Genomic DNA, 14,490 nt, shown 5'->3' on the forward strand with positions numbered 1-14,490 from the left:
GCTGGTCAGGACCCCATCGTCGAGGACCACTTGGCCGCCAGGACCTTGGCGGCCGCGGTGACCTGGTCGTCGCTCAGCTCGACGTAGTCCTTCGGCGCGCCACCGGCGGCCTCGAGGGCGTCCTTGTCGACCTTGCCCGACTTCTCGAGCGCGGCGAGGGTCGACGGGAACGCGCCGGCCTGCAGGTAGAGGTTCTGCGCCGTGGCGCTGGCGATGTACTCCTGCCACAGGCGGGCGGCCGCGGGGTGCGGGGCGTCCTTGTTGATCGCCTGCGAGTAGTAGGAGCCGAGTGCCTGCCCCTCGGGGACGACGGTCTTCCAGTGCTTGTTGCCCGACGCGCCGGCGTCCGGACCCCAGGCCAGGTTGTTGTAGGACCACTGGATGACGACCGGGGTCTCGCCCGAGGCGACCGTGGCCTGCGACGGCAGGACGTTCTGGAAGTTGCCGGCCTGCTTGAGCTTGCCGAAGTAGTCGACGCCCTTGGTGATGTCGTCGGCCGAGCCACCGTTCTCGAGCGCCGCCAGGTACACCGCGCTGGCGGCCTGGTTCGCCTGGGTCGGGTCACCGGCGATCGAGACCTTGCCCTTGTACTCCGAGCCGAGCAGGTCCTTCAGGTCCTTCGGGGCGTCCGTGATCTTGCTGGAGTCGTACCCGATCGACATCAGGCCCGTGTAGTCGCGGGTCCAGGCGCCGTCCTTGTCCTTCAGGTTCGTGGGGATGTCGCTCCAGTTCGCGACCTTGTAGTCCGTCAGCAGGTCGAGGTTCTGCTGCAGCACCGCGTTGCCCAGGTCGAGCACGTCCGGCGCGGTCGACTGGCCCTTCTGCGACTTCACGGCGGCGACCTCGTCGGCGCTCGATCCGTTCGGGTTCGCCGAGTTGATCGTGATGCCGTACTTCTGCTTGAAGCCGTCGATGATCTTGCCGTAGTTGGCCCAGGTCGGCGGGAGCGCGATGACGTTGAGCTGTCCCTCGGCCTTGGCGGCCTTGACCAGGGCGTCCATGCCGCCGGCGGACTGGGCGCTCGTGGCGGTCTTCCAGGCGGCGGCGCCGCTGCTGCTGCCGGTCGAGGCCGAGCTCGTCGCCGAGCAACCGGCCAGGGTGACCACTGCGGCGGCGGCGAGGGCGATGCCGGCCAGGGTGCGCTTGTTCTGCACGGAGAGTGCCTTTCGGGTGCGTTCGGGGACCCTGGGGTTCGGGTTCTGGATGATCGTGGACGCGGCCGGTATCCGGCTCGTGGTGCAGTGGTGAACGCTGGCGGAACAGGCGGTGCGGTTGTACGGTTCCTCACGACGCGGCGGTCGCCGCTTCGGGCTCGGTCTGGAGGCACGGGTGCAGTTCACGACGACGGTCCTGCAGGCGCGACAGACGGCGACCGGGTTGCCGGTCCCGCCCGAGGTCATCGATGCGTTGGGTGCGGGGAAGCGCCCGGCCGTGGTGGTCACGCTGGACGGTGGCTACACGTACCGCTCCGCCGTGGGGGTGATGGGCGGGCAGTTCCTGGTCCCGTTGTCGGCAGCGCACCGTGCGGCGTCCGGGGTCGCTGCCGGGGACACGGTCCAGGTCACGCTGGACGTCGACGATGCTCCGCGCGCGGTGTCCCTGCCCGAGGACCTGGTGACCGCGATGGACTCGGCGGGGGTGCGGCCGGCGTTCGACGCGCTGTCGAACTCGCGGCAGCGGGCGCTGGCCGATCCGGTGGAGCAGGCGAAGGCCCCGGAGACCCGGCAGCGCCGCATCGACAAGGCCGTGGAGTCGCTCCGGGGTTGACGGGGCCCTTCCGGCACAGGATGTGGAATCGCGCGTTGTCGGTCGGAAGTTCGGACCACCTCCGGGCGAAACGGCTTCCTGTGTGGGCCGCCGCGGGTCCCGCGAGACCGGGCTTGGTCAGGCCAGGTGGGCGACGGCGGAGAACTCGACGAGGGTCCAGGGCTGGCCGAGCCCCGCGCGACCCAGCCGGGTCAGGGACGCGTTGCCCACCGGGTTGGTGGCCGTGAACTCCGTCAGGGCCGCTTCGTCGAGGTCCAGGCACACCGCCACGGCCAGCGTCACCACGACGTCGTGCGCGGCGATGACCAGGCGCGCGGGGCCGTCGACGCGGTCGATGTCCACGAAGACCGATCGCAGCCGGGCCTGGACGTCGACCCACGACTCGCCGCCCGCCGGCCGGTGGTAGTACTTGCCGAGCCGCTGCCGGCGTTCGTCCTCGTCCGGATGGCGGTTCGCCACCCCGCGCAGCGTGTGGCGCTCGAGCACGCCGAGCTCTCGGTCGCGCAATCGCTCGTCGACCCGTCGCGGCGGCTTGTCGACACCGCCGGCCTGGATCGCGATGTCGATCGTCTGCTGCGCCCGGAGGAAGGGCGACACCCACAGCGCGACCGGCACCGAGCCCATGCCCCGTTCGGCGAGCTCGGCACCGAGGGCTCTCGACTGCTGCTCACCGAGGGGGCTGAGCGGCACGTCGGGGTCGCGCTGTTCGATCGCGATCAGGTCGTCACCGGCCGCCTCGGCGCGCTCGGCAGCGACGTTCGCAGTGGACTCGCCGTGACGGACGAGCCAGATCTCGGTGACGGGCATGCGCCCACGCTAGGCCCCTGGGATCAACCGACCACCAGGCGGTGGCTGCTGCCGGGACGGAGAGCGCACGGCAGGCCCGCCGCGCGCAGGCGTGGCACGAGCAGTTCGGGGTGCAGCAGGTCGCGCCACTCCGCGCGAACGATCCGCCGGACGTCAGGGACCGTGAGCACGGCTTCTTGGCGTCGTTTCTCGTCGATGAACACCTCGGTCGGAGAACGGCCGGCTCGGTAGCGGTCCTGCGTGTACTTCGCCCGACCGTCGATCTCGATGACGACGCCCTGTTCCGGGAACCAGAAGTCCACGATGATCCGCCGCCCGTCGACGATGAACTCCTGCTGCAGCACGGGTTCGGGCAGCCCGAGTTCACGGAAGACCACGCGCCCGAGCGACTCAGCGACCGAGCCGGAGCGCGCGTCCGCCAGGTCGAGGACGAGTTCGGCCGCCTGACGACCCCGGGAGCCCGGGGCGGCGGGCACTGCTGCTGCGAGTTCGTCAGGCGAGACCCCGGCTCGGAGTGCCGAGTCCGCCACGACGACCGCTGCGCGGATGTCACCCGTCAGTGCGACGTCGACCACGGTGCGCGGGATGCTCGTCGCCGCGATCGGCCCGTCCCGCGCGACGTGCTCGGGACCGAACGGCCGCGTGTGGAGTGCAAGGCCGTTGCGCGACGACCGGTAGCGCGACTTCGGGACCGTGACGTGGACGACCTCGGGCCACCCGTACAGCCAGGCGAGGCCGTGCAGGGCGACCGCCGACACGTGCGATGCCGCTGCGGGTTCCCCGAGCCGCGCGAGTCTCGCCCAGACACGAGTGACGTAGCGGACGCGTGGCCCTGCGGCGGCCCAGTCCGTCGCCCGCACGAACGCGTTGGGCCCCAGGCGCACGAGCGCGTCCGGACCGGGCTGTCCCGTGCGCCGCCGCAGGGTCGAACCCACGCGGCCGGCTTCACGCATCGCCGTGGCCCTGATGATCGGGAGCGGTCGTTCCATGGCACCACGCTGCCCTGCCGAGCACGGTCGAACGGATGCAACGAGACGGACTGTGGACGACCCTCCAGTCAGACGCCCTGTGGAGGAGTGATCGTTCGTTCCCATACCGACCGCCCTGGGAAGTCGAATCGCGCATTGTCGGTCGAGAATTCCGACCCACAATGCGCGATTCGACCCTCTGCGCGCGAACGGGCCTGCCAACCCGGCGTGCAGCACGACGCCGGACGGACGCACCCGTGTCCGTCCGGCGCCGCGGTCTATGCCCGCCGCACCCGCAGCGTGACGATCTCGAACGGGCGGAGCGTCATGACGACGGGCTCCCCCGCGTCCCACGACGGACCGAGCGGCCGCTCGAGCAGGTCGACCTGCTCGACCGACGCGACCGCGAACCCGAAGTCGACGCCGACGTCGGTCGCCCGACCACCGAGCGCCTCGTACAGGCGCACGACGACGTCGCCGGAACGGTCCTCGGCCAGCTTGACGGCCTCGACCAACACCTGCGGCGACGACACCACCACGAGCGGCGAGACCTCGGCCGACCCCGCCACCGACCGCACCGGCAGGTTGAGCCGGTAGCCCGAGTCCGCGGCGTCGAGCACCGACGCCCCGATGCGCAGCACCGTGCGGAACACGTGGTGCCCCTGGTCGGCGTGCGGGTCCGGGAACGTCGGGCCGCGCAGCAGCGACTCGCGGACCAGGGTGGTCGTGCCCCCGTCCGGTCGGGTCGCCCGGGTGATGTCGTGTCCGTAGGTGGAGTCGTTCGCCACCGCGACGCCGAACCCGGGCTCGGCGACGTGCACCCAGCGGTGGGCACTCGTCTCGAACCGGGCGAAGTCCCACGACGTGTTCTGGTGCGTCGGTCGGTCGATGTGGCCGAACTGGATCTCGCTCGAGGCGACGGACGCCCGGACGTCGAGCGGGAACGCCAGCTTCAGCAGCTTCTGCTGCTCGTGCCAGTCGACCTCGGTCTCGACGACCAGCTCGGGTTCGCCGGCGACCGCGGAGTACCGGGTCGTGACGGTCGACGACCCGACCGAGCGGACCACGACGACCGTCGAACCCTCGATCGCGACTGACGACGCGGCCAGCGGGGACCCGTTGCGCTGGTAGGCGCGGTCGATGTCCCACGCCTCCCACTGGTTCGGGGTGTCGCGGAACACCGTGTACTCGGCACCGGCGCCGCCGGGGGCGATCGCGTCGCGGCCGGTGCCGTGCTCGACGAACGACACGACGTGGCCGGCCGCGTCGATGGTCGCCACGACCGCACCGGTGTCGAACACGAAGCCGTCACCGTGCGGGACGGGAGGCACGGCCTGCGCCTCCGGACCGACGGAACCGCCCAGGGCGGTTGCGTGTCCCGCCGTGACGGGCGAAGCGTTGAACCGCACGACCGACCCGCTGGTGGCGGAGCCGCCGACGGCGTCACCGGAGGGTGCGTCGAGCAGGCCGGTGCCCGACGACGCCGTGGCGCCAGAGGACAGGGCTCCGGACGACCGGGCCCCGGCGAGCGCCGGCGCACCGCCGTTCGCGAGCGCGGTGGTGGCGGCACCAATCAGCCCCTCGAGGGTCTCGGCGACCAGGCGGTAGTTCTCCTCGGCGTTCTCGTAGACCCAGGCGATCGAGGACCCCGGCAGGATGTCGTGGAACTGCTGCAGCAGGACGGTGTGCCAGGCCTGCTCGAGCTCGTCGTACGGGTAGTCGAGCCCCAGCCGGACGGCAGCCGTCGCGGCCCACAGTTCGGCCTCGCGCAGCAGGTGCTCCGAGCGACGGTTTCCCTGCTTCGTGCGGATCTGGGACGTGTAGGTCCCGCGGTGGAACTCGAGGTACATCTCTCCCGACCACACACCGGGCACGGGCAGCTCCTGCTCGAGCTGCTCGAAGACCTGCGCCGGGGTGCCGAGCGTGACGCGCGGTGATCCGTCGAGGTCGTGTTGGCGGCGCGCAGCGGCGACCATCTCACGCGTGGGACCGCCGCCACCGTCGCCGAAGCCGTACAGCAGCATCGACGTGTTCGCGGTGCCGCGCTCCTTGTTCCGTCGCTCGCCGCGGTGCAGGTCGGCGGGCGAGACGTCCGAGTTGTACGTGTCGGCGGGGGGCAGGTGCGTCAGGATGCGCGAGCCGTCGATGCCCTCCCAGTGGAAGGACGTGTGCGGGATGACGTTCGTCTCGTTCCACGAGGGCTTCTGCGTGACGAACCACTTCGACCCCGCGGCGCGGACGATCTGCGGCAGCGCTCCGGTGTACCCGAACGAGTCCGGCAGCCAGGCCTCGGGGGTGTCGACGCCGAACTCCTCGAGGAAGAACCGCTTGCCCGCGACGAACTGCCGCGCGAGCGCTTCGCCGCCGGGCAGGTTCGTGTCCGACTCGACCCACATGCCGCCCACGGGGATCCAGCGCCCCTCGGCGACGCGCTGCTTGATGCGCGTGAAGACCTCCGGGTACTCGTCCCGGATCCACGCGTACTGCTGCGCGGACGAGCACGCGAACGTGAAGTCGGGGTCACGGTCCATCAGGTCGAGCACGTTCGAGAACGTCCGGGCGCACTTGCGCTTCGTCTCGCGCACCGGCCACAGCCAGGCGGAGTCGATGTGCGCGTGCCCGACGGCGATCGCGTGGTGTGCGGCCTGCGACGCGGGGACGGCGAGCACGGGCGCCAGGACCTGACGGGCGGCGGCGGCCGTGCCGGCGACGTCGTCCGGGTCGAGGGCGTCCGCCGCGCGTTCGAGGGACCGCAGGATGTCCGCGCCGCGGGTGCCGTCGGTCGGCAGTTCTGCCATCAGCCCGCGCAGCACCCAGAGGTCCTGCTGCAGCTCCCACACGGTGTCGTCTCGCTCGACGACCTGCAGGGCTGCGACGCGGTAGATCGGCTGGTCACCGGCGGTCGAGCGGGACCCGAGCGGTGTCGCGCCCTGGAACGAGTCGCCGCCGATGTCCGGGTTCGCGCCGGCCTCGATGTACAGCTCGAACGACTCCCCGGGGCCGACGGCCAGCGGGACGGCGTTGTTGCGCGGCTCGATCGCCTTGATCGTGCTGCCGTCCGGTCGGTACGCCAGCCCCTCGGCCTGGAAGCCGGGGTGCCGCTGGGTGAAGCCGAGGTCGACGAACAGCTCGGCCGTCGTGCCCTCGGCGGTGCCGAAGTCGGCGGGGACGGTGCCGGTGACGTGGAACCAGGTGGTCCCCCACGGGCGGATGCCCCAGGGGTCCCCGACCGAGAACGGTGCGAAGTCCTGGGCGACAGCGGTGGCGAACGGCACGGGCTCGTCCGGCACGTCCCACGACGTGACGGTGACGGGCGCGGAACGACGGTGGACCGCGGGGTCGACGCGATCGCGCACCAGGCGGGCGATCCGGGCTTCGACGAGGGGTTCGTCCTTGTGCATGGAGCAGGTTCCTTCCGAGGAGAGCGCTGACGCGCTAGCCCTTGAGACCACCGGCGAGGGCGTTGCCCCCGCCGAGGCCGCGGGACACGATCACGTAGAGCGCGATGACGGGCACGGAGTACACGATCGAGAACGCGGCGAGCTGGCCGTAGGCGACCGCACCGTTCTGACCGAAGAAGTTGAAGATGCTGACCGCGGCCGGCACCTTGTCGGGCGAGAGCAGCAGGACGAACGGGACGAAGAAGTTCCCCCACGCCTGGATGAACACGAAGATGAACACCACGGCGATGCCCGGGCGCATCAGCGGGACCACGATCCGGGTCAGCGTCGTGAACATCGACGCACCGTCGGTCCACGCCGCTTCCTCGAGCGAGATCGGCACCGAGTCCATGAAGTTCTTCGCCATCCAGATCGCCATCGGCAGGCTGGTCGCGGCGAGGAAGAAGATGCATCCCCAGATGTTGTCGATCAGGTTGAGCGAGACGAACAGCGCGTAGACGGGCACCATCATCGCGGTGATCGGCAGGCCGGTGCCGAACAGGATGCTGTACAGGAACGGCTTGTTCACGCGCATCTTGTAGCGCGAGAGCGGGTAGGCCGCCAGCAGCGCGACGACCACCGTGACGACGGCGGTGCCACCGGACAGCAGCAGGCTGTTCGCGAGCGGGATGAACGACAGCTCGGGCGTCAGCACCTTGGCGAAGTTGTCGAGCGTGAACTGCGACGGCACCTTCACCGACAGCGAGGCCTGGGCGTCGAGCGAGGCGAACACCAGCCACAGCAGCGGCACGGCGAAGCACACCGCGATCACGAGCAGCACGACGTTGGCCACCCACCGCATGGTGCGGCCGCGCGGCGAGGTCATGTGCAGGGCACCGGGTGCGGTGACCGAGCGGGTCGCGTTGGACACGGGACGGTCGGGAACGGTGATCGCCATGGTCAGTCCACCTCCGGCTTCAGCGCCTTGATGTAGATGATCGAGAAGACCGCTCCCACCACGAGCAGGATGGTCGCGATCGCGGTCCCGAAGCCGAGCTGCGAGAACTTGAACGCTTCTTGGTAGGCCAGGATCGGCAGCGTGGACGAGTTCGTCCCCGGCCCACCACCGGTCATGACGTAGATGAGCGTGAACACGGACAGCGTCTGCAGCGTGGTCAGCATGAGGTTGGTCGAGATGCTGCGACGGATGACCGGCAGTGTGATGTAGACCAGCCGCTGCCACCCGGTGGCACCGTCGACCTCGGCGGACTCGGTGATCTCCTCGGGGACCTCTTGCACGGCGGCCGAGTACACGAGCATCGAGAACGCGGTGCCGCGCCAGATGTTCGCCAGGATGATCGCCAGCATCGGGAACGTGTACAGCCAGTTCGCGCCCTTGACGCCGAACACCGACAGGAACTCGTTGAGCGTGCCCTGGTCGTTGAAGAACGCGTACGCGGCGAACGAGGCGACGATCTCCGGCAGGACCCAGGCCGCGACGACGAAGGTGCCGACGATCGACCGGACGACCTTGTTGGCCTCGCGCATCAGCAACGCCAGGCCGAGGCCGAGCACGTTCTGCCCGACCACGGCCGAGGCGAACAGGAAGACGACGGTCAGGATGACCGACTTCGGGAAGTCGGGGTCCTGGAACAGCTCGACGTAGTTCTTCATGCCGACGAACTGCTGGTCCGAAGCGCCGACGCCGGTCAGCGCGGAGTTCGTGAACGACCCGTAGAACGACGAGATGACGGGGCCGACCAGGAAGACGATGAGCAGGACCACGGCGGGCAGCAGCGGGACCGCTCGCCCGGCGTTCCGGAGCGGGCGCCGCTTGCGCGGCACCGGTGGGTCGGTGCGCTTCGGCGCACCGGGCGTCGACAGCGTCGGCGCGAGGGGGGTGGTGGACACGGGTGGATGCCTTCCGGGTGCGGAGGGGGTTTCCGAAGGTGAGGGGGAACCGGACAGGAGGCTCGGGGCACGACGTGCGCCGAGCCTCCTGTCCGGTGGGTGGTGCGTCAGCCGGAGACGGTGTTCTTCTTGCCGACCGTCTGGACGACGGAGTCGTCGTAGGCGGCGGCAGCCTGCTTCGGTGTCTGCTGACCGGTCATCACGGACTCCATGGCGACCTGGACGGCGTTGGAGATCTGCGAGTAGTCACTCGTCGCCGGGCGGAAGTTGGTGTGTTCCACCAGCCCGGAGAAGAACTTGAACGTCGGGTTGGCGTCCGTGTACGCGGAGTCCTCGGCGACGTCCTTGCGGACGGCGATCTGGCTGTTCTCGGTGTCGTACTTCAGCGAGCCGTCCTTGTTGAGGAACGTCGAGATGAAGTCGAACGCGGCCTGCGGGGCCTTCGAGTTCTTGCCGACCGCCAGGGTCCAGCCGCCGGACATGCTGTTGTAGCCGGGCGACTGACCGTTCTGCGTCGGCATCGCTGCCTGACCCATCACGTCGTTCCACTCGGACCACGGCGCGGTGCCGGTCTTCAGCCAGGTGCCGGACTGCCACGAGCCGTCCAGGTCGATCGCCAGCTGGCCCTTGGGCAGCCAGGTCTGGGCGATCGTGGTGCCGACGTTCGTGTCGAGCGCCTGCTGCGGTGTCGGGCCGAGGCCGCCCTGGTAGACGTCCTTGACGAACTGCAGCGACTCCTGGAACTGCTTGGAGCCGGTGACCCACTTCTTGTCCTTGTAGAGCGTGTTGCCGGAGCCGTCCGCCCCGTACAGCAGCATCTCGAAGCCCTGCATGGTCGAGGCTTCGCCCTGCGCCTTGCCGGAGTAGATGTTGAACGGGATGACGCCCGAGTCCTTCTCCTTGATGGTCTTCGCGGCGGCGAGCACGTCGTCCCAGGTCTTGGGCTGCCACGGGACGGGCAGGCCGACCTTCTTGAAGATGTCCTTGTTGTACCAGAGGGCCCGGGTGTCGGTGCCCATCGGGACGCCGTAGGTCTTGCCGTCCACGCCTTCGCCGGCCTGCTTGGCGTTGTCGTAGAACTGGTCCCAGTCCTTCCACTTCGCCGTGTACTTGTCCAGCGGCAGCAGGTAGCCGGCCTGGGCGTCGGCCTTGACCAGGAAGGTGTCCTCGTACATGACGTCGGGCGCCGTCGCGGGCGCCTTGTTCATCAGCGCGAGCTTCGTGTAGTAGTCGTTGCCCTGCGCCTGGATGGGGACGAGCGTGACCTTCTTGCCCGGGTTCGCCTTCTCGTACTCGGTCTTGACGGTCTTCATCTGGGCGTCGAGCTGCTGGAAGGCGCCGAACTTCTGGTAGGCGATCTTGATGGTGTCACTCGAGGCGGACCCCGAGCTCGAGCAGCCTGCCAGGCCCACAGCGGCGACTGCCACGGCTGCGAGTCCAGCGATGATGCGGGTGCGTTTCATCGGTGCTCCTTTGCACGGATCCGCGGGCTACCGTGCCCGCGCTGCGCAGTTAGTCCACCGTATTGACTTATTGCTTGTCAAGAGGGAATCGTCACGGTTCGGCAGCAGTCCGGTTCCCGCGTGGTCGGTCGATCCGCGCGTGGTCGGTCGATCCGCGCGTTGGTGGTCGGGAGTTCTCCCGCACCACGCACGATCCGTCCTGCCATCACCGGTGGTGTGGGAAGGAACGGACTGGAGGCCCGGTGCCAGCTGGCACCGGACCTCCAGTCCGTCAGACGGTCACGCAGCGCCGCCTCAGCGCCGGATCAGCAGCGCGCTCGCCCGCGGCGACAGCGCGGCGTCGAGCACCAGGCACGCCGCCCCGACAGCAGCCACGTCGGCTCCGCGGTCGGTCTCGACGACGGTGACCGGGTGCTTCGGGACCAGGATCGGCGACCCGGTGATCGCCTGGCGGGCGGCCGGCAGTGCCGCCGCGGCGATCCGCGACCAGAACGGTCCCCCGAACACGACGCGGTCGATGTCCAACAGGTTGACGATGACGACGGCGGCGCGGCCCATCACGGTGCCGGCTTCGGCGGCCAGTGCGGTCGCGGTCGGGTCACCGGAGTCGATGGCCGCGGCCAGGTCGTCCCACGCCCGGTCCACCGCGCCGGCGTCGTCAGCGACCGGCACCCCACCCGTCAGGTCCAGGCCCCGCGCCGCAGCCAGGCGCACGAGCCGCTCGGGAGCGACCGCCGCACCGACTTCACCACGGTCCCCGTTGCCGTCCGGCGTCCCGGCGAGCGAGCCCTGGTCGACCATGAGGTGCCCCGCGTCGCCGGCGTTCGCCCCGGTCCCGCGCACGGGTTCGTGGTCGACGACCAGTCCCACGCCGAAGCCGGTGCCGAAGTAGACGAACGCGAAGTTCCGCGCCGAGGACTCCCCCGCCAGGAACATCTCGCCGACGGCCGCGGCGGTGACGTCCTTCTCGAGCAGCACCGGGTGTCCGGTCGCCTCGGCCAACGCGTCGCGCAGGGGCACCCCGCGCCACCGCGGCAGGAACGGCGGGTCCACGACGATGCCCGCGTCGACGTCGATCGGTCCGGGGCTGGCGATCCCGACGCCCAGGACGGCGTCCGGGTCGACCTCGGCCGACGCGACGAGCCCGTCGATCGCGGACGCCATCGTCCGGATGACCTGGTCGGGGTCGTCGGCGGTCGGGGTCGAGGTCGTCGTCGACGCCACCACGGTCCCCGCCAGGTCGAGCAACACGTACGTGACGACCGCGGGGTCGACGTGCACGCCGACGGCGAACCGGCTGCCCGGTTCCAGCCGCAGGATCGTCCGGGGCTTGCCCCGACCCGACACCACGGTGCCCGACTCGACGATCATGCCCGCGTCGATGAGGAACCGTGTGACGTTCGAGACGGTCTGTGCGCTGAGGCCCGTGCGGCCAGCGAGCTCGACGCGACTCAGCCCGTCCGGTGAGCGGCGGACGGCGTCGAGCACGACCGTCCGGTTGAAGCCGCCGATCGACGGCAGGTTCGCGCCGCGTCGGTGTTCCGCCATGTCTGGACCCTACCGCGCAGCCGCGCGACCGAATGGTCCCCGGGTACCACGACGGAACGACGCCGGAACGACACCGCCGGAGCCCGTGCGCGGATACCGTTCCCGCCATGGACATCCTCTCCTGGCTCACGAACAGCGCCGACCAGATCCCCGAAGCCGTCCGGTGGCTGGTCGCGGCGGGGTTCGCGGCACTCGAGGTCCTCGGGCTCGGCCCCTTCGTCCCGGGCGAGATCGCGGTGCTGCTGCTCGGCGCGACCTTCGACAGCATCGTCGGTGCGATCGTGCTCGTCGTCGCGGTGACGATCGGCGCCTCGGTCGGCGATCACGTGCTGTACTTCCTGGGCCGCCGGTTCGGCAGCGGCATCCGCGACCGGAAGTTCGTGCGGCGTCTGGGCGTCGAGCGGTGGGACGCGGCCATCGGTGTGGTGGAGCGGCGCGGCGCGATGGCGATCATCGCGACACGACTGGTGCCCGTGATCCGCACGCTGACCCCACTCGCCGCGGGGACCGCCAAGCTCCCGCCGGCGCGGTTCACGACGGCCTCGCTCATCGGCAGCCTGACGTGGGCGCTGCTCTGGGGCGGCTGCGGGTTCCTGCTGCAGTCGTCGATCGCGGCGGCGCAGGCAGCACTCGGCAACGTGACGTGGATCGTCGCCGGGATGATCGCGGCCGTGGTCGTGCTCGTCGTCGGGTTCCGCGCCGCACGGAAGCGCGGACTGCTCCCCGAGCACATCGAACGACGCACCGTGCTGTCCTGGTCGGTCGTCGGCGTGAGCGTGCTGCTGGTGGTCCTCGGCGTCGTCAGCCAGGGCGGGATCGACTTCGCCCCGTGGTCCGTCCGGGTCCTCGGCGTCGTCACCGCGATCGCCGCAGCAGCGGTGGCCGTCATGTCGGCGCGCTCCGGACGTCCGGTCTGGAACGTCCTGGTCCCCTTCGTGGTGGTCGTCGGCGGCCTGGTCGGCGCGGCAGGGCACCACGGCATCCCCGCCTCGTTCGTCGTCGTCCTGACGGTCGTCCTCGCCGTGTGGGCCCTCGCGGGTCGCTCGACGCGCACCGGCACGGCGGCGCTCGTGATGGCCAGCCTCGGCACGGGCATCGACACGTGGCCGTGGGCCTGGGACGGCGGCTGGGCGGTCATCGGGTCGCTCGGCAGTCTCTGCCTGCTGGCGGCACTGGTCATCGGCACCGTGGCTGCGGTCGGGACGTGGCGCGACGTCGTGCTGGCGCGGTACGCGTCGGCCACGACCGCAGTCGATGCAGGAGTGTGACGGTCAGCGCTGGCCCCCGCACGGGTCGCACCGTTACCCTGACCGCATGACGGATCTCCGCCTCGAAGCACTCTCCGCTGCCACCGCCACGGCGGCCAACTCCCTGACGCTCAAGCCGGGGCAGGAGCAGTTCGTGCAGCCGACCACGTACGGCGTCGCCGAGTCGGACGTGAAGCCCAGTGCCTCGTGGCCCCGGGTCGTCCTCGACGGGGACGAGGTCGTGGGGCTCATCATCGGCAGTTTCGACGCCGAGAACCCGCAAGAGGAACTGCAGGCCTGCATCTGGCGCGTCAACGTCTCCGGCACGGCGCAGGGTCGCGGTGTCGGCCGGTTCGCCGTACACGGCCTGGCCGACGAGGCCCGCAAGCGCGGCTTCGAGCGCCTGACCGTCGTGTACGAACCCGGTGAGGGCTCACCCGAGGACTTCTTCGCGGCCGTCGGCTTCGAGGTCGTCCGCGAGACCCAGTACGGCGACCACTTCGCGGTGCTGACGCTCTAGTGGACCAGGACTTCGGCGCCGCGGTGGCCGACGTCGTCCGCTCGATCCCGTCCGGGCGGGTGATGACGTACGGCGACGTCGCCGCGGTCCTGGGGTCGCGCGCGTCGCGTGCGGTCGGCAAGGTGATGGCACACGAGGGCTCCGACCTGCCGTGGTGGCGCGTGGTGCGGTCCGGTGGGATGCCGCCGGTCCGCCACGAGGCACGCGCGCTGGAGCAGTACCGGGTCGAGGGCACGCCCCTGACCCAGGGCAGGACGACCTGGAGGCTCGACATGCGTCGAGCGCGCTGGTCGCCCGAGCTGGACAGCCCGCAGGGGCCGGTTGGTCACGAAGTGGTAACGGACCAGAACTGACCAAACCACTCCGGCAGGGGCGCCGAATCACTGTCACCAGCCGGGAAACACCCGGAGCGCTCACCAGCCGCAGGTAGCTGGTTCTCCACCCTCTTGGGGGGTGTGTTCGGCGTGTACCAAGCAAAGGACTCACTCATGCGCAAGATCACCAAGACCACGGTCTCCCTCGCCGCTGCCGGCGCGATCATCCTGGGCGGTGCCGGGTTCGGCATCTCCGCCGCGAACGCGTCGACCCCCACGGTCCACACCGTCGCGTCGTCCTCGTCGAAGATCCCCGCCCCCGTCGCCTCGGTCCCGAACGTGCTCGGTGGGAACACCTCCGTCGCACTCGACAAGGGCTTCACCGACGCCCTCACCAGCCTGAAGCTGACCCCGGGTGTCTCCGGCACCGCGAAGCTCGAGAACGGTGCCGTGTCGTTCCCGATCACCGCCGGCTCGGTCACCTACTGGTCGCCGGATGGGTCGTACCGTCCCTACGTGCAGGGTCTGCTGAACCACAACGGTTCCGGCCTGACGCTGAAGGCCG

The 14,490-nt window shown here is 70.3% G+C and carries 12 protein-coding genes and 1 pseudogene; 5 read left to right on the forward strand and 8 right to left on the reverse strand.

Going from position 1 to position 14,490, the window contains the following annotated elements; all coding sequences use genetic code 11:
- Positions 1 to 5: 5 nt before the first annotated feature.
- On the reverse strand, positions 6 to 1,154 hold the full coding sequence (locus tag ACLBWP_RS17130; RefSeq protein ID WP_447656052.1) for an ABC transporter substrate-binding protein: 1,149 nt from the start codon (positions 1,152 to 1,154) through the stop codon (positions 6 to 8).
- A gap of 175 nt (positions 1,155 to 1,329) precedes the next feature.
- Between ACLBWP_RS17130 and ACLBWP_RS17135 the strand changes: the two genes are divergently transcribed.
- Entirely contained in the window at positions 1,330 to 1,767 is a 438-nt protein-coding gene (locus tag ACLBWP_RS17135; RefSeq protein ID WP_447656053.1) for a DUF1905 domain-containing protein, read from the forward strand.
- Between the two features lie 117 nt (positions 1,768 to 1,884).
- Here ACLBWP_RS17135 and ACLBWP_RS17140 read toward each other — a convergent pair whose 3' ends face one another.
- The 7 genes from ACLBWP_RS17140 to ACLBWP_RS17170 all read right to left on the reverse strand — a co-directional run bounded on the left by ACLBWP_RS17140 (position 1,885) and on the right by ACLBWP_RS17170 (position 11,844).
- Positions 1,885 to 2,574 (reverse strand): histidine phosphatase family protein, encoded by a 690-nt coding sequence (locus ACLBWP_RS17140; RefSeq protein WP_243562984.1) that lies wholly within the window; start codon positions 2,572 to 2,574, stop codon positions 1,885 to 1,887.
- 23 nt (positions 2,575 to 2,597) lie between these two features.
- Positions 2,598 to 3,563 carry a hypothetical protein gene (locus ACLBWP_RS17145; RefSeq protein WP_447656054.1) on the reverse strand — a complete coding sequence of 322 codons (966 nt, stop codon included), beginning with the start codon at positions 3,561 to 3,563 and terminating at the stop codon, positions 2,598 to 2,600.
- Between the two features lie 257 nt (positions 3,564 to 3,820).
- Positions 3,821 to 6,943: an alpha-mannosidase gene (locus ACLBWP_RS17150; protein ID WP_447656055.1), complete on the reverse strand. Its 3,123-nt coding sequence runs from the start codon at positions 6,941 to 6,943 to the stop codon at positions 3,821 to 3,823.
- Between the two features lie 34 nt (positions 6,944 to 6,977).
- Positions 6,978 to 7,880: a carbohydrate ABC transporter permease gene (locus tag ACLBWP_RS17155; RefSeq protein ID WP_447656056.1), complete on the reverse strand. Its 903-nt coding sequence runs from the start codon at positions 7,878 to 7,880 to the stop codon at positions 6,978 to 6,980.
- 2 nt (positions 7,881 to 7,882) lie between these two features.
- Positions 7,883 to 8,833: a carbohydrate ABC transporter permease gene (locus ACLBWP_RS17160; protein WP_447656057.1), complete on the reverse strand. Its 951-nt coding sequence runs from the start codon at positions 8,831 to 8,833 to the stop codon at positions 7,883 to 7,885.
- A gap of 107 nt (positions 8,834 to 8,940) precedes the next feature.
- A complete protein-coding gene (locus ACLBWP_RS17165) occupies positions 8,941 to 10,296 on the reverse strand; it encodes an extracellular solute-binding protein (protein WP_243562986.1) in 1,356 nt (451 codons plus the stop codon).
- A 294-nt stretch (positions 10,297 to 10,590) separates the two neighbouring features.
- Positions 10,591 to 11,844, reverse strand: coding sequence for an ROK family protein (locus ACLBWP_RS17170; protein WP_447656058.1), 1,254 nt, complete (start codon positions 11,842 to 11,844; stop codon positions 10,591 to 10,593).
- A 107-nt stretch (positions 11,845 to 11,951) separates the two neighbouring features.
- Between ACLBWP_RS17170 and ACLBWP_RS17175 the strand changes: the two genes are divergently transcribed.
- From ACLBWP_RS17175 to ACLBWP_RS17190, 4 genes and pseudogenes are all read left to right on the forward strand, one after another.
- A complete protein-coding gene (locus ACLBWP_RS17175) occupies positions 11,952 to 13,112 on the forward strand; it encodes a DedA family protein (RefSeq protein ID WP_447656059.1) in 1,161 nt (386 codons plus the stop codon).
- A gap of 46 nt (positions 13,113 to 13,158) precedes the next feature.
- Positions 13,159 to 13,611: a GNAT family N-acetyltransferase gene (locus ACLBWP_RS17180; protein ID WP_243562989.1), complete on the forward strand. Its 453-nt coding sequence runs from the start codon at positions 13,159 to 13,161 to the stop codon at positions 13,609 to 13,611.
- Positions 13,611 to 13,964: an MGMT family protein gene (locus ACLBWP_RS17185; RefSeq protein ID WP_447656060.1), complete on the forward strand. Its 354-nt coding sequence runs from the start codon at positions 13,611 to 13,613 to the stop codon at positions 13,962 to 13,964. Before ACLBWP_RS17180 ends, ACLBWP_RS17185 begins: the two co-directional genes overlap by 1 nt.
- Before the next feature lie 135 nt (positions 13,965 to 14,099).
- Positions 14,100 to 14,490 (forward strand): annotated as a pseudogene (locus ACLBWP_RS17190) (hypothetical protein); the annotation flags it as partial.

It is taken from the genome of Microbacterium sp. M1A1_1b (assembly GCF_053345565.1).